The sequence below is a fragment of the Microbispora sp. NPDC046973 genome (assembly GCF_040644495.1).
Taxonomy (GTDB): Bacteria; Actinomycetota; Actinomycetes; order Streptosporangiales; family Streptosporangiaceae; genus Microbispora.
On record NZ_JBEYWQ010000010.1, the window covers coordinates 106186 to 126833 of the forward strand.

17 protein-coding genes and 1 other RNA gene are annotated in these 20648 nt (G+C 73.2%); 7 read left to right on the forward strand and 11 right to left on the reverse strand.

The window, feature by feature from the left end; all coding sequences use genetic code 11:
- Nucleotides 1-5: 5 nt before the first annotated feature.
- From ABZ860_RS20255 to ABZ860_RS20265, 3 genes are read right to left on the reverse strand one after another with little or no spacing between them, the layout of a single operon-like run.
- Nucleotides 6-962, reverse strand: coding sequence for an SCO2522 family protein (locus ABZ860_RS20255; RefSeq protein WP_357222229.1), 957 nt, complete (start codon nt 960-962; stop codon nt 6-8).
- A complete protein-coding gene (locus tag ABZ860_RS20260) occupies nt 959-1873 on the reverse strand; it encodes an SCO2523 family variant P-loop protein (RefSeq protein WP_139574583.1) in 915 nt (304 codons plus the stop codon). Before ABZ860_RS20260 ends, ABZ860_RS20255 begins: the two co-directional genes overlap by 4 nt.
- Nucleotides 1874-3709: an SCO2524 family protein gene (locus ABZ860_RS20265; RefSeq protein WP_357222231.1), complete on the reverse strand. Its 1836-nt coding sequence runs from the start codon at nt 3707-3709 to the stop codon at nt 1874-1876.
- A 390-nt stretch (nt 3710-4099) separates the two neighbouring features.
- On the opposite strand from ABZ860_RS20265, the gene ABZ860_RS20270 reads away from it, so the two are divergent.
- Nucleotides 4100-5062: a D-isomer specific 2-hydroxyacid dehydrogenase family protein gene (locus ABZ860_RS20270; RefSeq protein WP_357222233.1), complete on the forward strand. Its 963-nt coding sequence runs from the start codon at nt 4100-4102 to the stop codon at nt 5060-5062.
- Between the two features lie 97 nt (nt 5063-5159).
- Nucleotides 5160-6815, forward strand: coding sequence for a 5-guanidino-2-oxopentanoate decarboxylase (locus ABZ860_RS20275; RefSeq protein ID WP_357222235.1), 1656 nt, complete (start codon nt 5160-5162; stop codon nt 6813-6815).
- 60 nt (nt 6816-6875) lie between these two features.
- Here ABZ860_RS20275 and ABZ860_RS20280 read toward each other — a convergent pair whose 3' ends face one another.
- The 4 genes from ABZ860_RS20280 to ABZ860_RS20295 form a co-directional block, all read right to left on the reverse strand.
- On the reverse strand, nt 6876-8201 hold the full coding sequence (locus ABZ860_RS20280) for a HAMP domain-containing sensor histidine kinase (RefSeq protein ID WP_357222237.1): 1326 nt from the start codon (nt 8199-8201) through the stop codon (nt 6876-6878).
- 199 nt (nt 8202-8400) lie between these two features.
- On the reverse strand, nt 8401-9240 hold the full coding sequence (locus ABZ860_RS20285) for a GNAT family N-acetyltransferase (RefSeq protein ID WP_357222239.1): 840 nt from the start codon (nt 9238-9240) through the stop codon (nt 8401-8403).
- Entirely contained in the window at nt 9237-10394 is a 1158-nt protein-coding gene (locus tag ABZ860_RS20290) for a M20/M25/M40 family metallo-hydrolase (protein ID WP_357222240.1), read from the reverse strand. The genes ABZ860_RS20285 and ABZ860_RS20290 overlap by 4 nt, the downstream gene beginning before the upstream one ends.
- An 11-nt stretch (nt 10395-10405) precedes the next feature.
- Complete coding sequence (locus tag ABZ860_RS20295; protein WP_357222242.1) at nt 10406-11527, reverse strand: membrane dipeptidase; 1122 nt, start codon at nt 11525-11527, stop codon at nt 10406-10408.
- Nucleotides 11528-11612: 85 nt separating this feature from the next.
- Between ABZ860_RS20295 and ABZ860_RS20300 the strand changes: the two genes are divergently transcribed.
- From ABZ860_RS20300 to ABZ860_RS20315, 4 genes are all read left to right on the forward strand, one after another.
- Nucleotides 11613-12464 carry a Nif3-like dinuclear metal center hexameric protein gene (locus ABZ860_RS20300; protein WP_357222244.1) on the forward strand — a complete coding sequence of 284 codons (852 nt, stop codon included), beginning with the start codon at nt 11613-11615 and terminating at the stop codon, nt 12462-12464.
- 10 nt (nt 12465-12474) lie between these two features.
- On the forward strand, nt 12475-13215 hold the full coding sequence (locus ABZ860_RS20305) for a C4-type zinc ribbon domain-containing protein (RefSeq protein ID WP_357222246.1): 741 nt from the start codon (nt 12475-12477) through the stop codon (nt 13213-13215).
- Nucleotides 13212-14510, forward strand: a complete 1299-nt coding sequence (locus ABZ860_RS20310; RefSeq protein ID WP_357222248.1) for a bifunctional RNase H/acid phosphatase — start codon at nt 13212-13214, stop codon at nt 14508-14510. Before ABZ860_RS20305 ends, ABZ860_RS20310 begins: the two co-directional genes overlap by 4 nt.
- 151 nt (nt 14511-14661) lie before the next feature.
- Entirely contained in the window at nt 14662-15864 is a 1203-nt protein-coding gene (locus tag ABZ860_RS20315) for an erythromycin esterase family protein (RefSeq protein WP_357222250.1), read from the forward strand.
- Here ABZ860_RS20315 and ABZ860_RS20320 read toward each other — a convergent pair.
- The 4 genes from ABZ860_RS20320 to ABZ860_RS20335 all read right to left on the reverse strand — a co-directional run bounded on the left by ABZ860_RS20320 (nt 15861) and on the right by ABZ860_RS20335 (nt 19941).
- On the reverse strand, nt 15861-17480 hold the full coding sequence (locus ABZ860_RS20320) for a HAMP domain-containing sensor histidine kinase (RefSeq protein WP_357222251.1): 1620 nt from the start codon (nt 17478-17480) through the stop codon (nt 15861-15863). The genes ABZ860_RS20315 and ABZ860_RS20320 overlap by 4 nt on opposite strands.
- Nucleotides 17477-18187: a response regulator transcription factor gene (locus ABZ860_RS20325; protein WP_357222253.1), complete on the reverse strand. Its 711-nt coding sequence runs from the start codon at nt 18185-18187 to the stop codon at nt 17477-17479. Before ABZ860_RS20325 ends, ABZ860_RS20320 begins: the two co-directional genes overlap by 4 nt.
- A gap of 72 nt (nt 18188-18259) precedes the next feature.
- Nucleotides 18260-19033 (reverse strand): hypothetical protein, encoded by a 774-nt coding sequence (locus ABZ860_RS20330; RefSeq protein WP_357222255.1) that lies wholly within the window; start codon nt 19031-19033, stop codon nt 18260-18262.
- Nucleotides 19030-19941 carry an ATP-binding cassette domain-containing protein gene (locus ABZ860_RS20335; protein WP_357222257.1) on the reverse strand — a complete coding sequence of 304 codons (912 nt, stop codon included), beginning with the start codon at nt 19939-19941 and terminating at the stop codon, nt 19030-19032. Before ABZ860_RS20335 ends, ABZ860_RS20330 begins: the two co-directional genes overlap by 4 nt.
- 192 nt (nt 19942-20133) lie before the next feature.
- Here ABZ860_RS20335 and rnpB point away from each other — a divergent pair.
- Nucleotides 20134-20526: RNase P RNA component class A (gene rnpB / locus ABZ860_RS20340), an RNA gene on the forward strand.
- Nucleotides 20527-20648 lie beyond the last annotated feature (122 nt).

Consider the following 20648-nt stretch of genomic DNA (forward strand, 5'->3'; position numbering starts at 1 on the left):
GCCCCTCAGACGAAGACGTAGGAGATGCGGTCGACGAGCTCCTCTTCGAGCCGGACTCCCTCGCTCTCGCTCCGGGTGGCGACCTGCCGCAGGACCTCGTCGTCCACCGCGACCTGGCTCAGGATCGTCCGTACGGCCAGCTCGACGGGCAGGAACCGGGGGGAGAGGACGGACAGCGTGGTGTACGCGCTGAACGGCGCGGCCTGGGGGTTGAGCCGGACGACCGCGGGCAGCCCGTCCCAGTCGCGGGGCCAGTCGCCGTCGAGGGCGACCGGTGGGAGCGGCACGTGGCCGTCGCTGCGCAGCAGCCCCAGCCGCAGGAGCTGCCAGACGGCCGCGAGGAAGGGGCACGACCAGGTGCGCCGCGGCCCCTTCTCGTCCCACAGCTCGACGTCCACGAAGATCGAGTGGCCGCGCTTGGCGTTCTGCGCGGGCGGCTCCCACGGCCGGGTCTTCCCCATCGCCTGCAGCGGCGCGGTGCGGGGCGAGCGGGAGCCGTTGCACAGCCAGCCCGTCTCCTTCACCGGAGGGCGGGACCCGTCGGTCTCCGGCGGCGGGTCGTCCACGAGCCGGTCCTCCACCAGCCGGGCCAGCTCGACGCCGTCCGATTCGGCGCATGCCGACTCGCGGGCCAGGTAGTCGATGGTCAGGTCGTGCTCGGCCGCCGCCTCGAGCACCATCGGCACCAGCTCGGCGGGGGTGCTGAAGCGGCTGAAGTAGTCGTCCACGAGGAAACAGGTGCTCACCCTGGCCCGGCCCCCGGGCACCCGCTCCCGCCACAGGGAGCGGACCGTGGCGAGCCACGGCGCGACCCTGCGGAACTGCTCGCGCAGCCGCTCGGGGCCCGCCTCGTAGTCCTCCATGTACAGGTGCCCGAGCTCGACGGACACATGGGAGAGGGGGACGGAGGCGATCCTGCGCTCGGCCGCCACCTCGCCGAACGTCGCGTGCACCGGCGTCACAAGCCCTCCCACGCGCTGTCGTCGACGATCTTCTTGGCGAGGTCGTCGAACGCGGCGGCGGTCTCCGCGTTGGCGATCTTGCTGGCCAGCACGTCCTCGTCGGTGATGAGCTGCTCGCGCCACTGGAGGACCGGGTCCAGCGGGATCTTGCCGAGCATGGCCGTGCGGCCGACGCCGTGGCGGCCGGCCAGCTCGCGCAGCTCGCTGTCGCACGCGCTCAGCCAGGCCCGCTGCTCGTCGCGCAGCCCGACGAGCTCCGCCGCGTCCGGTTCGAGCACGGCCGTGCGCACGAAGCGGATGCGGTCGCGCAGGTCCTCGGGGTCGTGGCCGAACCTCGTGCCGACGTCGAGCAGCCCGTCGGCGCCGGTGACGAGCCCGTCGGCCGCGATGATGTGCTGGCGCGTCCAGCGGTGGAAGACCAGCCAGCGGAACGGGATCGCGGGCATCCGCACGGTCGCCGCCAGGACCAGCTCCGCCGTGAACGACCGGCCGGCGCTGACGTCGACCACGCAGAGGTCGAACTCCTCGTCGAGCCGCCCGAGCAGCTGGACGCAGCGGCCGACGACCTCGTCGGTGAGGGCCGACAGCTCTCCGCCGCCCTCGCTGCCCGGCAGCAGCACGAGCCGTCCCGCGCCGGGCGGGCGGGCGCGCAGCCCCTCGCGGTCGGACTCGGCCCACACGTCCACCCGCCGCGGCTGCGGGCACTCGCCCCGCAGATAGTGATGCAGGCCGTTCTCCCGGGTGCCGCGGGCCACCGCGCTGACGCTGAAGATGGCCCCCGCGGTCGGCGAGCCGAAGTCGAAGTCCAGGTAGCAGACGTCGTTGCCCTGCAGGGCGTGCCGGTACACGATGTTGGTTCCGGTGACCGAGCGCCCGGTCCCGCCCTTGTCGGAGATCGCGAAGACGAGCATCTAGATCGCCTCCGACGCGCTGTCGCGGGCGGCGGACAGCCGTTCGAGGCCGAGCAGAGCGTCGTTGATCAGCGCTTGGGCGGTGGCCGGCCGGTCGCTGACGATCGCCCTGGCCCGCAGCAGCGACGCCTGGATCGAGCGCAGCTTGGGCTGGATCGTCTGCCCGCCCACCAGGGGCCGGGTGACCAGCTCCTGGTCCAGCAGGTGCTCGGCCTCCCCGAGCATCTGGAGGGCGAGCTCGACGAGCTGGGGGCTGCGCAGCGGCGGCTCTCCGCTGGAGGTGGCGGCGGAGACGAGGAACTCGACGACCCGCTCGCTGAAGTACCAGGACGGCTCCTCTTCGCGCACCTGGATGTCGGTGAAGACGTTGCCCGGCTGGTCCCACAGGCCGGCGGCCGGGCCGTCGGAGTGACGGCGCAGCATGATGTGCCGCCAGATCTGGTCGGCGAGGGCGAGCAGCCGCTCGCGCATCCGCGTGTTCTGCGCGATGGAGGCGGCCCAGATGGTCCGTTTCAGCAGCGTGATGGCGAAGTCGGAGACGACCCAGAGCAGGTGGGGGCCGAGCGCGTCGCTGCCGTGCAGGTTGATCGGGACGCCGGGGGAGTGCATGAGCACGGGCGGGTCGCCCGGCACCGCCCTGCGGATGATCCTGGCGCGGACCGCCAGCTCCTCCAGAACGGCGGCGACCCGGCCGAGGTCGACGTCGGCCGCCCGGTTGTTGACCAGGCTCTGCACGACCATGGCGGTGACGCCGAGGCTGTAGTAGTCCGACTCCTTCTCGTCGACCGTCCGCCAGGGGATGTCCTCCAGCGGCCAGGTGCCCCGTCCGTACGTCGCGATGGTGCGCCAGTAGGACTGGGTGAGGTCCCAGCGGCGCTGGATGGCCTGGGCGAGGGTGATCTGGTCGTCGTTGAGCAGGCTCAGGACGCGGGTGCGGGCGGAGAACAGGTCGGCGATGCCGACGAGGGCGTTGACGGTGAAGTACAGGAACGGGGTGTCGGCGGCCACACCCTTGGGCTGGGGGCCGATGTCGAGGGGCGTGACGATGTCGGGGGCGTCCTTCACGATGCCCCACGTCCAGCCGCACTCGAACAGCAGGTTCTCGTTGTCCAGGTCCACCTGGCTGCCCGAGCCGATCGTCAGATCGCGCAGGCCGGCGCGCACGGGACGCAGCTCGCGCCGCAGGTCGTCGAGCACGCGGCGGGTGGGCGCGCCGGTCTGGTTCACGGTGCGCAGCAGCGCGCGGCCCGCCGTGGAGCCGGGGTCGAACGCGTTGACCGTGAAGCTGCGCAGCAGTCCCGCCATCGCGGCCGACAGCCGTTTGCTGGCCAGGTCCTCCAGCTCGCGGATCTCGCGGCGGATCGACTCGCGCCGCACGCTCTGGCGGAAGACCTTCAGGAAGCCGAGTGTGCCGAGCGCGAGCGTGACCGACATCGAGAAGGAGTCGACCACGTCGAGCTGGAGCTGCTCGGGGGTGACCTTCGCCTCGTCGTCGAGGGGCCGGAAGTAGCTGCCGCCGGAGAACAGGGGCCGCCCGTCCTCGGCGGTGTAGGTGCGCAGATACTGGCCGATCACCCGCAGCAGCAGCTTGGGGATCTCCACCGAGTCGCCCAGGGCGGCGAGTGCGGCCAGCACGTCGTCGGCCGTCTCGTCCGGCGTGTCCAGGCGGAAGCCCGGCAGTTCGGAGGCCGGGTACATGAAGCACAGAAGCTGCTCCGCGTCGGAGATGGAGTTCGACCCGTCCCGGCCGCCCCACGTCCAGACACCGTCCCGGTAGGAGGCGCGCGCGGCCGCCTCCCACAGCTCCAGAAGCTGCTGTCGCGGCTGGAGTTTCATTCGTGGCCCTCTCTGCGACTGCGCCGCCTCGCGCGCCCCCTCCGCGGTGTCGCCGAGGAGAAAGGCATGCTCGTCTGGCCGGGCGGGACCGAGGCCGGGGTCCCCAGACCCTCCCTAGGGGTTTCCTTTTCCGATTCAGGTGGAGACGGAACCACCACAACCCTTATACCATTGGATTCCTGCTCCGTCGCCTGGACCATCCGTGGTATTTCGTGCACCGCCTGGTTGTCGTGATTGGAGAGATACCACAGAGAAAAACAGACATATATGTCCTAAGTCTGAGAGATATTTGAAATGTCCCAAACTGCGGCTCCAAGGGATATAACGGACTATCGTCCCGCGCAGCCGCGGGCGGCGGCCGGAGCGGCGTGCAGGGGTGGGACGGTCCTGGTGACCGGCGCGGGCATCGACACGGCGCTGCTGGAGCCACTCGTCAGGCAGGGGCTCACGGTGCGGCGGCCCACGTCGCCGCTGAACGAGGACCTGCTGGCGCGCGAGCTGCGGGGGACGGTCGCCTACCTGCACGGCGGCGAGGAGCGGGCGACCGCGCGGGCCCTGCGCAAGGCGAAGACGCTGAAGATCGTGGCCTTCCTCGGCGTGGGCTACGAGAACTTCGTCGACGTGGCGGCGGCCGACCGGCTGGGCATCGCCGTCACGAACACGCCGGGGGCGGCCACCGACGCGGTCGCCACCTTCACGGTCGCGCAGATCGTCAACGCCAACCTGGGCATCCCCCGGCATCTGGGCGAGCGGGTCCCCGGCTGGCAGGGCTCCGACGAACTGCCCCACGAACTCGCCGCCCGCAGGGTGGGCATCATCGGCATGGGCGCGAACGGCCGGCGGATCGCGGAGATCCTGCGCCGGGGCTTCGGCGTCCGCGTGTCCTACTACAGCCGCACCCGCAAGCCGGACGCCGAGCGGGACCTCGGCATCTCCTACCTGCCCCTGCTCGACCTGGCCGCGGGCAGCGACATCCTCGTGGTCATGGTGCCGGAGACCGGCGAGACAAGGTCGATGGTCGACTCGTCGGTGATCGGCCGGATGCCGGAGGGCGCGATCCTCGTCAACACCGCCCGCCCGGCCATCGTCAGTCCCGGCGCCCTTTACACCGGCCTGGAGAAGGGCCGCGTCAGCATGGCGGTCTTCGACGGCTTCTACGGACAGGAATGCGAGGAGGCCGGAGAATTGCGGCGGGATTTCCCCGACCGCCTCCTGGTCACCGGGCACATCGCCTCCCACACCGCCGAGGCGATGCACCGGATGGTGCGCCAGGCCGTGAAGTCCATTGAAAATGTGCTGACGTACGGATCGGACGAACACGAGGTGGGAACGCGTCCCCGTCCCCCTTTCTGAAAAATCCGGCACGTGGAACGGTAGGGCGGTGCCAGGAAGGGGGAAACCATTTGGGAAACCCCAAGGGAAACCCCTCCGCTCTCCCGGGAAGTGATACGTGGACGCCCATGACCCGATCCCCTCTGCGGGGACGATCACGACGCCCACGGGGGCGCGCGCCCTGGTCGAGGCGCTGACGCTGCACGGCGTCGACACGATCTTCGGCATTCCGGGCACCCACAACCTCGCGATCTACGAGGAGCTCGACCGGGCGGGCGTGCACTGCGTGACGCCCCGGCACGAGCAGGGCGCGGGATACGCCGCCGACGGGTACGCCAGGGTGACCGGCAGGCCCGGCGTCGTCGTCACCACCACAGGACCCGGAGTGGTCAACGCGGCCACGGCCCTCGGGCAGGCGTACTCCGACTCCTCCCCGATCCTGCTGGTCTCCCCGGGCGTCCCCACCGGCCATCCCCGCGACGGCCGCGGCTACCTGCACGAGAGCAGGGACCAGTCGCGGGCGATCGACGCGCTGTGCGCCTGGAGCCACCGCGTGACGACCGTGCGGGAGATCCCCGCCGCCGTCGCCCGCGCCTTCGGCCGCTTCGCCGAGGGACGCCCCCGGCCGGTCCACATCGAGATCCCCTTCGACCTGCTCGACCTGAGGGGCCCGGTCAAGATCGTCCCGCCGTACCGGATCACTCGCCGCGAGCCCGATCCGCAGGCCCTCGACGCGGCGGCCGGGCTGCTGCGCACGGCGCGCCGCCCGGGTCTCGTGCTCGGCGGCGGCGCCCAGTCTCCGGGTGAGCGGCGCCCGGGTGAGGACGAGCCCCCCGTGGGGCGCCTGGCGATGCGCCTGGCGGAACGACTCGGCGCGCGGGTCGTGACCACGGTCAACGGCAAGGGCGCGGTGCCGGAGAGCCACCCTCTGGCGCTCGGCACCACGCTGCACCTGGCGGCCGTCCGCCGGTGGCTCGCCGAGTGCGACGTCGTGCTGGCCGTCGGCACCGAGCTGGGCCCCGCCGACCTGTGGGACGACGCCTTCACCCTCTCCGGCCGCCTCGTGCGCGTCGACATCGACCCGGGGCAGATGCACGGCGACCACGTGGCAGACGTGGCGATCGTCGCGGACGCGGAGCTCGCCATGCGCGGGCTGGCCGAACGGCTCGACCGGCAGGGCGTCGTGCCGCCCCCGCGCCGGGAGCGGGATCCCGGCGTGGGCCACGAGGCGGAGCTCGAGGAGCTCACCCGCAGGTGGTCGGGCCAGCTCGCGGCGCTGCGCCGGGCCCTGCCGCCGGACAGCGTCGTGGTGGGGGACAACTCGATGTGCGTCTACCACGGCGCGCTCGTCGGCATGCCGATGGATCCGCCCGGGCGGTTCCTGTTCCCGACCGGGTTCGGCACGCTGGGCTTCGCGCTGCCGGCCGCCATCGGCGCAAAGCTCGGCCGGCCCGACCTCCCCGTGGCGGCGCTGGCGGGCGACGGGGCGTTCCAGTTCAGCCTGCAGGAGCTGGCCACGGCGGTGGAGCTGGAGCTGAGCCTGCCGGTCGTCGTCTTCGCGAACGGCGGCTTCGGCGAGATCCGCGAGGAGATGCGCGAGCGGGGCATGCGGCCGGTCGCGGTGGACCTGCACGCGCCGGACTTCCCCGCACTCGCCGCCGCGTACGGCGCTCGGGGCCGTGCCGTCAAGACACCGGGGGAGCTGGAGGAGGCGGTCGCCGAGGCCCTGCGCGTCCCGGTTCCCACCGTGATCGTCGTACCCGAGGAGGAGTGACGGCCTCTCCGGCCTGAGGCGAAGCGGAGGCGCGGACGGCCCCGGCAGCGAGGGCGCCGGTCAGCGGGGGGGAGCGAGCGGAAGCCGCAGCACGAAGCGGGCGCCCCGGTCGCTGTCCTCGATCCTGAGCGTCCCCCCGTGCGCCTGGGCGATCTGGCGGGCGATGGACAGTCCGAGCCCGGTGCCGCCGGCGTCCTTCGACCGGGCGGCGTCGAGGCGGGTGAAGCGCTGGAAGACCAGCTCTCGCATGTCGGGCGGGATTCCCGCGCCGTCGTCGAGCACCTCAAGCACGCCCTTGCAGCCCTCCCGCCGCACGGTCACGGTGAGCTTGGACACCGCGTGGCGCTCGCCGTTGTCGAGGAGGTTGTTGAGCAGGCGCGCCAGGGCCAGCCGGTCGCCGACGACGACCACGCCGGGCGTCAGGTGCCGCACCACCTCCACCTTGCGCGACCTGCGGTCGAGCTCGCGGGCGACGAGGCCGCCGAGGTCGGCGGACTCACGGCGGGGCGACGCGCCCGCGTCGAGCCGGGCGATCTGGAGCAGGTCGGTCACGAGCGCCTGCAGGCGGTCGCAACTGCTCAGCAGGGCGCGCCCGGTGGCCGGCCAGTCGGTGTCCTCACTGTGCAGCAACGCCTCCTCGATCTCCGTGCGCATGGCGGTCAGCGGGCTGCGCAGGTCGTGGGAGGCGTCGGAGGCGAAGCGCCGCTGCTGCTCGACGGCCGTCTCCGCCCGGTCCAGGGTCTGGTTGGCGGTCTCGGCGAGCCGCCGTATCTCGTCGTGATACTTCGGCACCGGCACGCGCTGGCTCAGGTCGGTCGCGGTGATCCTGGCCAGCTTGCTCGTGATCGCCTCCACCGGGCCGAGCGCCTTGCGCACGGTCTGGTAGGTGCCGAGCGCGCTGAGCGCGGTCAGCAGGAGCGAGCCGCCGAGCAGCGCGGCCAGCAGCGGACCGCTGACGTACCACGGCACGGTGTCGTCGGCCGCGTAGATCGTCCACAGCCCGCCGGCGTTGTGGAAGCGGAACGCGACGACGACCATGCACCGGTCCGGGAACGCCGGGGACGCGCACAGCACCTTGCTCGTCTCCGGGGTCGTCAGCTCCGACCGGAACGCGGCCATGCGCGGGCGGCCGCTCAGGGTGTCGCTGACCGAGACGATCCGGCCGCTCTGGTCGATCACCTGCACGCCGGCCACGCCCGGGTCCAGCAGCACCGGAGGCAGCCGGTCACGTTTGACCTGGTAGGCGAGGCGTACGGCGGTGGTGGTGATCTCGTCGATCTTGTACCGCTCGGCGGTGCCGTGCAGGACGCCGAGGACCAGCAGCACGGCGACGGCGCACAGCAGCGCCATCACCGCGCTCGCCAGCACCGTCAAGCGGATCCGCACCGAGGATCCCCGCCACCCGCTCATCTGATTCCCCCCGGTAATCAGATGATCAATAAGGCCTCGTGGCCGCCGCCGTGCGTCCCTACCCGGCTCACCTGGCACGTTACCTCTGCCGGTGATCGCCGCCGTCGCCGGGACGCCGCTGTCCGATCCCTACCCAGTCCGGCCCCGTACGCAGCGCCCGGTCACGCCGCCCGTCTCATCCCGGTGCGGAGGAGCCCCGCTCGACGACGTAGCAGCCACCGGCGAAGCCCGTCACCGGACGGCCCCGCGCCATCAGCCCGCCCAGCACGTCGCGTACGGCGTGCCGCCAGGCCTTGGCCGTCTCCGGGGCGGCGCGGCGCAGGGCCTCGACGTCCGGAGGCACGGCGACGAGCACGGCAGGGCCGTCGGCGGGCAGGGTCACCGGCCACCCGTCCCGCTCGGCGAGCGCGGTCACCGCGCCGTCCGCCCCCGCGGGCCGATGAGGCAGGCCGTCGCAGGCCCGGGCCACCCGCGGGTCGTCCAGCCGCCACACCGCGAGGACGCGGTCGGACTCGTCGCCGGCGTTGACCGCGTCGCCCATCGGGCCGTAGAAGTCGGGCAGGTACTCCTCGGGCAGCGCGGCCAGCTTGGCCAGGTTGAAGTGGGCGTTGCGGCGCACGAGGGGATCGAAGGTCCAGGTGATCCGGCTCAGCCCGCGCTCCAGGGCCCAGGCCCGCTGGTGCAGCTTGAGCGCGAACCCGGCGCCGGGCCGCACCGCGCCGGTCACGTGCGAGTGCAGCGCCTGCCCCGCGGGCGCCGCGAGGAAGGCGACGGCGGCCCCGACCAGTTCCCGGCCGTCGAACGCCCCGGACACGTATCCGCCCGCGTGCGACAGCGCCCGCATCAGCTCCGCCGTGATCGGCGGATTCCACGGCTCCGGATGCCAGATGCCGTCGAACAGCCGGACCACCTGCTCGAACTCGGCGATGGTGCGCAGCTCGGCGACCCGCAGGCCGCGCCGTGCGGCGGCCCCGGCCGCCTGGTCCCGGGCGACGGCGGGGTCGCACGGGTTCACGCGGTCTCCCCGGCGGCCTGTCTCACGTCCCGCGGCGCGGGCTCGGCGCCGCCGGCGATAGGCCCGCCTGACAGCACGTACGCGGCCAGCGCGGCGACCAGGCGGGCGCGGGCCGGCATCTCGGCGATCAGGACGTGCTCCCCGGCGGCGTGCGCGCCGCCTCCCACCGCGCCCAGGCCGTCGAGCGTCGGGCAGCCGACGCCCGCGGTGAAGTTGCCGTCCGAGCCGCCGCCGACCGACACCCCGCGCAGCGGCGCCATGCCCAGCTCGGCGGCGAGCCGTACGGCGACCTCGAAGAGCCCGGCGGAGGCGGCGGCGTCGAGGGGCGGGCGGTTCGGCCCGCCGCGCAGCTCCAGCCGGACGCCCGGGGTGTGCGGGGCCAGCGCGCGCATCAGCTCGTCCACCCGGCGCTGCGCCGCCCGGTCCGGCACGCGGACGTCGACCGCCACCCGGCCCCGGGCCGGCACCGTGTTGGTGCTCGTCCCCGCGGTCAGCATGGTGGGGGTCACCGACGTCGCGCCCGCCCTGGACGACGACTCCACCTGGGCCGCGATGCCCGCGATGGCCAGCACCTGGTGGGCCAGCTCGACGCCGGCGTTGGCCCCCAGCTCGGGCTCGAGACCGGCGTGCGCGGCCCGGCCGTGCACGGTCAGCTCATACCGCGAGATGCCCTTGCGCGCCGTCTTCAGCGCGCCGCCGTCCGCGCTGGCCTCCAGCACCAACGCGGCGGCGCACCGCGACGCGATCGACTCGATCAGCGGGCGGGACGTCGGCGAGCCGAGCTCCTCGTCCCCGACGACGAGCACGGTCAGCCCGTCGGGGGACGGCAGCGAGGCGGCGGCGTGGAAGAGCTGCACGAGACCGGCCTTCATGTCGAAGACACCCGGCCCCCGCGCCACCCCGTCCCGCACCGACCAGGGATGCTCGCGCAGCGTGCCGACCGGCCAGACCGTGTCGTGATGGCCCAGCAGCAGGACCCGCGGCGGGCCGAACGACCAGCGCAGGTGGGTGACCCCGTCGATCACCAGGGTCTCCGGCTCGGCCCCCAGCAGCCTGCGGCCCAGCGCCCCCACGACGCGGGCGCTGCGCGCCACCGCCTCGTGGTCGGTGGAGTACGACTCGCACAGCACCAGCTCCTCGAGGTCGGCCAGCATGGCCTCCGGGTTCACCGCCGCGGCCGTTCCGGCTCGGGCCGTTCCCGGGCCCGGTCGTGCGCCGGCCCGTTGTGAGCGGGGCGGCCCAGCTCCGCGCGGAACAGGCGCATCACGTTGGCGCCCAGGATCTTCTGGATCTCCTCGTCGGAGAAACCCCGCTTGACCAGCGCGTCGGTCACCAGCGGCAGGCCGCGCGGGCCCTCCAGTCCCGGGATGGCGGCGTTGGAATCGATCCCGGAGTAGCTGAAACCCTCACAGCACGGCGGGGTGAGGTCCTCGTTCACCTCGCGGATGAAGTCGGGGCCGAGGCCCACGTGGTCGATGCCGGCGACGCCCGCGACGTGCTCGATGTGGTCCACGAGATGGTCGATCGTGGCCGAGCGGGCGTCCTCGGTGAGGAAGGCGGCGAGGAAGTTCACGCAGACGACGCCGCCACCCGCGGCGACGCCCCTGAGCTGGTCGTCGGTGAGGTTCCTGTGGTGGTCGCGCAGGGCGCGCGCGGAGGAGTGGGTCGCGATGACGGGCCGGGTGGCGATCTCCAGAACGTGCGCGACGCCGGTGGCGCCCAGGTGTGAGATGTCGAAGAGCATGCCGAGCCGCTCCATCTCGCGCAGCGCCTCGACACCGTGGCTGGTGAGCCTGGAGCCGGTGCCGTCCTGGCCGCTGCCGTCGGCGAGAGCCGTACGCCCCCAGTGGGCGATCGAGGCGACGCGGACCCCGAGGCGGTGCAGGGTCGAGATCAGCTCGACGCTCTCGTCGATCCCCGGCATGCTCTCCAGGGCGAGCACCAGGGCGATCCTGCCGAGGGCGAGAGCCTCGTCGATCTGCTGCCCGTCGTGACACAGCGCCACCGCGTCGGGGTTGCCCTCGGCCAGCACGTGGGCGCACTCGATCATCCGCAGCGTCTGGCGCAGCGCGCCCTCCGGGCGGAACTGGCTCTCCACGAACACGGGCAGCACCTGCACGTCGACGCCGCCCTCGACGAGCTGGGGGAGCCACCGCTCGCGGAAGAACGAGGCCCATATCGCGGGCGGCCGGGCGGAGACGGCCATGAGCAGGTCGTCGTGTGTGTCGGCGACCACGGACCTGACGTGCAGGCTCTGCTGATCAACGGGCACGCTGTCGACGGGCACGCTGGGGATCCTTCCTGGCGGCGGGGCGTCAATGGGGACGTTACTCTTCCCGGACCGTTCCGCCAGCAGGCTGTAGTGTGCGCGGGTGGAATCGATCTCCTGCACCCTCGCCGAGGTGGTCGAGTGCCTGGAGGCGCTGTACGACCCCTCGTGGGCCGAGTCCTGGGACGCGGTCGGCCTCGTCTGCGGCGATCCGGAGCAGGCCGTACGGAAGGTCCTGTTCGCGGTCGACCCGGTCGCCGTGGTCGTGGACGAGGCCCTCGGCTGGGGGGCCGACCTCGTCGTCACCCACCACCCGCTCTACCTGCGCGGCACCACGAGCGTGGCCGCCACGACCTTCAAGGGCCGGGTCGTGCACCGGCTCATCCGGGGCGGCTGCGCGCTCTACGCCGCGCACACCAACGCCGACGTCGCCGACCCCGGGGTCTCCGACGCGCTCGCGCGGGCCGTCGGCCTGACGGGCGGCCTGCGGCCCCTCCAGCCCTCCGCCGACGACCCGCGCCGCGGGCTCGGCCGTGTCGGGGACCTGCCCGCCCCGATGCCGCTGCGCGACTTCGCGGCGCTGGCCGCCTCGGGCCTGCCCCGTACGGCGGGGCCGCTGCGGGTCGCGGGCGACCCCGGCCGGCCGGTGCGGAGCGTCGCCGTCTGCGGCGGCGCGGGAGACTCCCTGCTGGGCACGGCCAGGGCCGCGGGCGTGGACGTCTTCCTCACGGCCGACCTGCGGCACCACCCGGCGAGTGAGCACATGGAGGCGGACGGGCCCGCGCTGGTCGACGCCTCCCACTGGGCCACCGAGTGGCCGTGGCTCGCGGACGCCGCCCGGCGTCTGACGTCAGCGTTGGCGGCCAGGGGCATTACTGTTGAGGCGCGCGTCTCGGACGCCGTCACGGACGCCTGGACGGCGACGACCACCGACTTGGACCCCCGAGCATCTTGAGGGATTTGGGATGAAGGCCGCACCGGAAGCACAGAAGCGTCTGCTCGATCTCGCTGAGCTCGACACCGGTCTCGACCGGTTGCGGCACCGCCGCCGCAGCCTGCCCGAGCTCGCCGAGATCGACGAGCTGTCCAAGAGGCTGGCCCAGGTCTCCACGCAGATCATCGCCGCCGAGACCGAGGCCGGCGACCTCGCCCGCGACCAGGCCAAGGCCGAGTCGGACGTGGACGCCGTACGCGTCCGGGTCGAGCGCGACCAGAAGCGTCTCGACTCCGGGCAGGTCTCCTCGCCCAAGGACCTGGCGAGCCTCCAGTCCGAGATCGTCTCCCTGCGGCGCAGGCAGTCGGACCTGGAAGAGGTCGTGCTGGAGATCATGGAGCGCCGGGAGGCGGCGGACGCCCGGGTCACCACGCTCAAGGCGGAGCGCGAAGAGGTCACCGGCACGCTGCGCGCCGCCGAGGACCGCAGGGACGCGGCGTTCGCGGAGATCGACAAGGAGTCCGGCGAGCTGACCTCCGGCCGGTCCGCGATCACCGCCGACGTCCCCGCCGACCTGCTCGGGCTGTACGAGAAGATGCGCGAGCAGACCGGCGTCGGCGCCGCCATGCTGCACGGCGGCCGGTGCCTCGGCTGCCGCACGAGCCTGTCGATCGCCGACCTCAACCGGATCCGGGCCGCCGCTCACGACGAGGTGGTCCGCTGCGAGGAGTGCCGCCGCATCCTGGTCCGTACGGCCGAGTCGGGTCTGTGACGGTCGCCGTGGGGTTCGTCGTCGAGGCCGACGGAGGGTCGCGGGGCAACCCGGGCCCGGCCGGGTACGGCGCGGTGGTCAAGGACGACGCCGGGCGAGTGCTCGCCGAGGTCGCCGAGTCGATCGGCGCCGCGACCAACAACGTGGCCGAATACCGCGGCCTGATCGCCGGGCTCCGGGCGCTGCTCGCGCTCGGCGCGGAGGGCGGGCAGGTCGAGGTGCGGATGGACTCCAAGCTGGTCATCGAGCAGATGGCCGGCCGGTGGAAGGTCAAGCACGAGGGCCTGCGGCCGCTCGCCCTGGAGGCGGCGGCCCTGGCCCGCCGGTTCCGGGTCACCTGGACATGGATCCCGCGCGAGCGCAACAGCCACGCCGACCGGCTCGCCAACGAGGCGATGGACGCGGCGGCCCGGGGGGAGACCTGGCAGGCGAGCGAGATCACCTCCGCGCCGGAGTCAGTCCCGTCCGTCGAGCCGGGCGCCGAGCCGCCCAACACCGACGCGCCCTCGCTGTTCGACGATGCCTCCCTCGCCGCTGCTCCCGGCGCGCAGGCTCCGGCCGCCGCCGGCGGACGCACGGAGACCGCTGATGCGACCGCCGCCGCAGGCGCGGGCACGGCGGCCGGAACCGCCACGTCCCACGACAGGCGCGGGCACGGATGGATGCCCCGGGCCACGCGCGTCGCCACGTCCCTGCTCCTGCTCAGGCACGGACAGACGCCGCTGTCGGTGGAGAAGCGGTTCTCCGGGCTGGGCGACCCTTCGCTCACCGCCACAGGCCTCGCGCAGGCCGAGGCCGCCGCCCTGCGCCTGTCGCGGCAGCCGTACGAGGTCGAGGTGATCGTCGCCTCCCCGCTCGCGCGCGCCCGGCAGACGGCGGAGGCGGTGGCCGCCCGGACGGGCCTGGCGGTGCTGGTCGACGACGACCTCCGCGAGACCGACTTCGGCGAGTGGGAGGGACACACGTTCGCGGAGATCCAGCAGCGCTGGCCCCGCGAGCTGGAGGCCTGGCTCGCCGACCCGGACGTCGCGCCGCCCGGCGGGGAGAGCTTCGCGTCGACGGCACGACGGGTCGAGCAGGCGAGGGACCGCATCGTGAAGGCCCACGAAGGCCGCAGCGTCGTCGTGGTCTCCCACGTGACCCCGATCAAGATGCTCGTCCGCTTCGCGCTGGGCGCTCCGCCGGAGGCCCTCTATCGGATGCACCTCGACCTGGCCTGCCTGTCGGCGATCGACTACTACGCCGACGGGCCCGCCGTCGTACGGGCGCTCAACGACACCGCCCACCTCTCCTGACGCCGTCTCCACCGGGGACGATCCGCCGCGGGGCCGCACGCTCAGCCGTGCCCGTACGCCGGTGTGGATCCCTCCGTTGAGGGTTTTTCCATAGACTCCGGCGATTCGGCGGAAAAGCTTCAAAAGAGGGTTCAACGATACCGTCGAAGGTATGGATATCGGCATCAAGGACACCGTCCACGCCGTCGACGCCGCCTCCGTCATGAGGCTGCTCCCGGGCCGGCCACGGCTGCTCGCCCTGGGCGAGCCCACCCACGGCGAAGACCTTCTGCTCGAGGTGCGCAACGAGCTCTTCCGGCAGCTCGTCGAGCAGGAGGGCTACCGGACGATCGCGATCGAGAGCGACTGCCTGATGGGCCTGGTCGTGGACGACTACGTCACCTCGGGCACGGGCAGCCTCGACGAGGTCATGGAACGCGGCTTCAGCCACGGATTCGGGGCGTCCGCGGCCAACCGCGAGCTCGTGCGCTGGATGCGCGCGTACAACGACGGCCGGCCCGCGTCCGAGCGGCTGCGCTTCGCCGGTGTCGACGGTCCGCTGGAGATCAGCCACGCCGCGAGCCCCCGGCAGGCCCTCACCGCCCTCCACGGCTACCTCGCGGCCCGGGTGGACGCGGACCTGCTCCCCTGCGACGCGGAGACGCTCGACCGCCTGCTCGGCGCCGATGGCCGCTGGGCCGATCCCGCCACGATGATGGACCCGTCCCAGTCGGTGGGACGGTCTGCCGAAGCCGGGCGGCTGCGGCTGCTCGCCGACGATCTCGTGGCGCTGCTCGACGCGGAGACGCCGCACCTGATCGCGCAGTCCTCCAGGGACGACTGGGACCGGGCACGCCTGTACGGGCGTGCCGCCACCGGCCTGCTGCGCTACCACCACTGGATGGCCGACACGTCACCGGGCCGCATGCCGCGGCTGCTGGGCCTGCGCAGTTCGATGATCGCCGCCAACATCCTCGCCGTCGCCGAGAGGGGCCCGGCACTGGTCCACGCCCACAACGCGCATTTCCAGCGGGACAAGAGCACGATGCGGATGGGCGACGTGCCCTTCGCGTGGTGGAGCTCCGGCGCGATCGTGAACGCCCATCTGGGCGAGGGATACGCCTTCCTCGCCACGGCTCTCGGCACGATCCGGCACCAGGGAGTGGACGCCCCGCCGCGGGACACTCTCGAAGGACTCCTGTACGCGCTTCCGGAGGACCGCTACGTCGTCGACGCCCGGCGACTGGCCGCCGCCCTCGGCGACGCGCGGCCCGCCCTCCGTGTGTCCCCCTGGTTCGGCTACGCCCCGCTGGACCCCGCCCACCTGGCCGCGTACGACGGGATCGTGTTCGTGAAGGACGTCACGCGGAGCTAGGCCCCGCCCTGCCCGGCCGTGTGGCGGGGGAGTCCCTCGCGGGGCAGGACGACGCGGAAGGCGGCCCCGGCGCCGGGCCGCGTCCGCAGCTCCACCCGGCCCCCGTGCGCGGTGACGATCGACCGGACGATGGCCAGCCCCAGTCCGGCGCCTCCGGCGCCGCTACGACTGCGTGAGCCGTCCACCCGATAGAAGCGGTCGAACACCCGGGCGGCCTCCTCCGCGGGCATCCCCGGCCCCTCGTCGGCGATCACGAGGACGCCGTCCCGGCCCGTCGTGCCGACGCCGATCCGCACCGGCGTGCCCGGCGGGGTGTGGGCGACGGCGTTGCCCACGAGGTTGGAGACCACCTGCCGCAGCCGCGCCTCGTCGCCGAGGACCGGCGCCTCGCCCGGCGGCCCGCCGTCCGGCCCGGTCAGCGTGACCTCCCGTCCGGGATCCAGCGCGCGCAGGTCGTTGTGGGCGTCGGCGGCGAGCGTCCGCAGGTCCATGGGTGCGAGATCCATGGGCAGCGCGTCCTCGCCCTCGTCCAGGCGGGCCAGCAGGAGCAGGTCCTCCACGAGCCGGACCAGGCGTCCCGCCTCGCTCTCGACACGGTCGAGGGTGAGGTCGGCGTCGGGCAGCCCGCCCATCCGGTGCAGTTCCGCGAACCCCTTGATACCGAAGAGCGGGGTGCGCAGCTCGTGACTGACATCCGCGACGAAGCGGCGCATCCGAGCCTGCGCCCGTTCCCGCGCGGCGAAGGCCGCCTCCAACTGGCCGAGCATGACGTTCAGGGCGTCCGCCAGCCGGCCGACCTCGGTCCGGGGCGCGGCCAGCGCGGGGACGCGCCGCGACAGGTCGCCCCCGGCGACGGCCGCCGCGGTCTCCTCGATCGTCCGCAGCGGCCGCAATCCCCGACGGACGGCGAACCACCCGATGACGGCGAGCGACGTCATGAGCGCCGCCGCGGTCGCCGCGCAGACCATCGTCAGGCGGCCGACGGTCGACCTGACCCCGCCGAGCGACGCCGCCACGACGAGGCTGCCCCGGGGTGCCGAGGGCGTGGCCGTGAGTGCCGTCGCGGGGGCGGGCCTCGTCGCGGGGGTGGGCCCTGTCGCGGGGACGGGCCAGGGGACGGCGACGACCCGCCACCCGCCGCCGTCGGTCCCGGTCGCGTCGAACGGCCGCCCGCCCAGCCGCTCGACCGCGGCGGTGTCGAGCCGGGGCAGCGCCGGGCCCCGATCCCGCGGCCCGCCCGGGAGCCATCGGCCGCTCTCCTGTTCGACGCCGCCGTCCGCGCGCAGATAGGCGACGTACACCTGGTCGATCAGGTCCATGCCGGGCAGCGTGCCCAGCGGTTGCGGGCTCTGCCCCTCGGACGGCACGGCCAGCCGGGCCGGGATCCGCGACAACACCGCCGCCATCGGCGTGAGCTGCTGGTCCACGCGTCCGATGAGGTGGGCCCGCAGCGTGGCGACCGCGACCGCGCCGCTGACGGTCAGGCCCGCCGCGAGCAGGGCCATGGTGGTCAGCAGGAGCCGCCCGCGCAGTGACAGGCCCTTCGCCCGGAGCCGTGACCCGGAACGCTTCGGTGTCCCGGCACGCTTCCACGGCCCGGACGCCGCCGTGGTCACGGCCGCGGCCCGCGCAGGACGTAGCCCACGCCGTGCATGGTGTGGATCAGCTTGGGCCCGGTCCTGTCGATCTTGCGGCGCACGTAGCTCACGTACGTGTCCACGATGCTGGAGTCGCCGGCGAAGTCGTACCGCCAGACGTGCTCCAGGATCTGGGCCTTGGACACCACCCTCCCGGCGTTGAGCACCAGGTAGTGGAGCAGGCGGAACTCGGTCGGCGACAGCCGTACGGGGGTGCCCGCCCGAATCACCTGATGGCCTTCCGGGTCGAGTTCGAGGTCGGCCACCCGCAGCGTGCGGTCCTCGGGAGCGGCCCCGGCCCGCCTGAGCACGGCCTCGATCCGGGCGAGCAGTTCCTCCAGATCGAACGGCTTGGTGACGTAGTCGTCGCCGCCCAGCCGCAGGCCGTTGATCTTGTCCTGCGTGGTGTCGCGCGCGGTCAGGAACAGCACCGGCACCTGACCGCGACGGCCGCCGAACAGCGGGCGGGGAAGCTCCCGGAGACGGCGGATGACCTCGAATCCATCCATGTCGGGCAGCATGACGTCGAGGAGCACGAGGTCCGGCGGCGTGGTCTGCGCGGTCTCCAGGGCCTGCGCCCCCGTCGCGGCCGAGGTCACCTCGTATCCCGCGAAGCGCAGCGTGGCCGCCAGCAGTTCCCGCACCACGGGTTCGTCGTCGACCACCAGCAGGTGCCGCCCGTCCACTCCGGCCTCCCCACGCCGATCATCGGAAGGATAGGCACGCGGTGCTAAGCCCGCCGTACAGGACCGCGCGCGTCACGCGTCCCGCCGGCGGAAGACGACGGCGGCGGCGCAGAGCAGGACGAGCACGGTGGCGGCCAGCACACCCGCGCCCGCGAGCGGCGCGAGCAGTTCGGTGCCGGGATGGACCGCGAAGATCCGGGCGCCCGCCGCGCTCGGCCACCAGGTGACGATCCACCTGGCCACCGGCTTCGGGAACAGACCCGCCATGCCGGGCAGGATCAGAAGGAACGTCCCGAGTGAGACGGCCCCCGCCGACCTTCGCAGCAGGAACCCGAGCGCCGTTCCGTACAGCCCGATCAGGCCGGTGAACAGGCCCGCGCCCAGCAGCGCCCCGGGCACTCCGGGATCTCCCGGTCCCACGCTCGGCACGCCCTGCGCCGTCAGCGCCGCCTGGCTGAGCGTGAACGACAGGAGCGCCAGCGGCGGCCCGGCGAGGAGCGTGGTCAGCGCGACGACGGCCCCCTTGCCGAGGAGGAGGAGCCCGCGTCCCGGCACGGCGGTGATGCTGACCGGCATCGTTCCCGCGGCGTACTCGGAGGTCACGGCCAGCACGCCGACCGCGCTGACGAGCACCCCCACCAGCACGAGGGCGCGGAAGGCCGTCTCCGTGGGGTCAAAGGCCGCCCGGTCGGCGGCCGACGCGGCGAGGTAGTCGCGTGCGGCCGCCATGCCGAACAGATAGCCGTACGACCCGGCCGCGACCACAGCCCCGGCCAGACAGCCGAGCATGGCCCGGACGCTGCGGAACTTCACCCACTCCGAGCGCAGCACGCCGTACGCGGTCATGCGACGACCCCCGCGGCGAACTCGACGCTGTCGCCGGTCAGCTCAAGATAGGCGTCCTCCAGGGAGGCCCGCCGGGGCGTCAGTTCGTGCAGGACGATTCCGTGCGCACCGGCGAGACCGCCGACCTCGGCACCGGACATCCCGGTCACCATCAGGCCGCCGCCGGCGCCCGGCCGGACGGCGGCGCCGGACTCCCGGAGCAGTGCGGCGAGCCGCTGCGCATCGGGGGTGCGCACGAGCACCGCCTGCCGCGCGGCCGACTGGACGAACGCCTCCAGCCCGGTGTCGGCGATCAGCCGCCCGCGGCCGATGACGACGAGATGGTCGGCGGTGAGGGCCATCTCGCTCATCAGGTGACTGGACAGCAGGACGGTTCTGCCCTCGGCGGCCAGGCCCCGCGTCAGCGTGCGGATCCAGCGGATGCCCTCGGGGTCCAGCCCGTTGACGGGCTCGTCGAGCAGGACCACCGGGGGGTCGCCGAGCAGCGCCACCGCGATGCCGAGCCGCTGCTTCATCCCCAGGGAGAACCCGCCGGGGCGGCGGCCCGCCACGTCGGCCAGGCCCACGAGCCCGAGCACCTCCTCGACCCGGCGCCGTCCGATGCCGTTGGCGTACGCCAGGGAGAGCAGGTGGTTGATCGCGGTCCTGCGCGGGTGCACGGCCTGCGCGTCGAGCAGCGCCCCCACCTCCCGCAGGGGTATGGGCAGGTCGGCGTAGCGCCGCCCGCCGATCGTCGCGCTTCCACTCGTCGGCCTGTCGAGCCCGAGGATCATCCGCATCGTGCTCGTCTTGCCCGCGCCGTTCGGCCCGAGGAAGCCGGTGACGAGGCCCGGCCGTACGTCGAAGCTGAGGCCGTCGACGACGGCGACCTCGCCGTACCTCTTGGTCAGCTGCCGTAACTCAATCATGGGACGCAGGCTCGCCCACCGGTCTGCGCGGCCTCTGAGAGGATCTGTGCGGTTCCTGTGAGCGGTTCGCCCCCGACCTGCGCCGCTGTCGCCTCACGCTCCGGTCCGTCGGGAGAACTCAGAGGGTCTTCACATGATCCCCGGCGGGCCGGGGAATGATTCGGGAGCCGCTAGGCTTACCTTCACGGTGGACGAGCCGGCCGGGCGGCCGCGTCAGGGCCTCACGGCCCTGCCGAGGAAGGTCCGGGCTCCACAGGGCAGGGTGGTCGGTAACGCCGACCCGGGGTGACCCGCGGGACAGTGCCACAGAAAACAGACCGCCCCCTTCGCGGGGGTAAGGGTGAAACGGTGGTGTAAGAGACCACCAGCGCCCACGGTGACGTGGGCGGCTCGGTAAACCCCACCCGGAGCAAGGTCAAGAAGGGATGTTCTCCGGAACGTCCCGCGCGCGACGTTCGAGGGCGGCCCGCCCGAGCCGCGCGGGTAGACCGCTTGAGGCCGCCGGCAACGGCGGTCCTAGATGGATGGCCGCCGGTCAGCCCTCAGGGCTGATCACAGAACCCGGCCTACAGGCCGGCTCGTCCACCTCTTGTTTGCCGCCAGTTCGCCGACGGCGGGGCGTGGCTCCGAGCGGGCCCGTACGGCTACTCGATTCGGCGTTCCGTTCCGCGCTCGATGTGTCCCCGTTGTCCCCTGAGCTGCAGTCA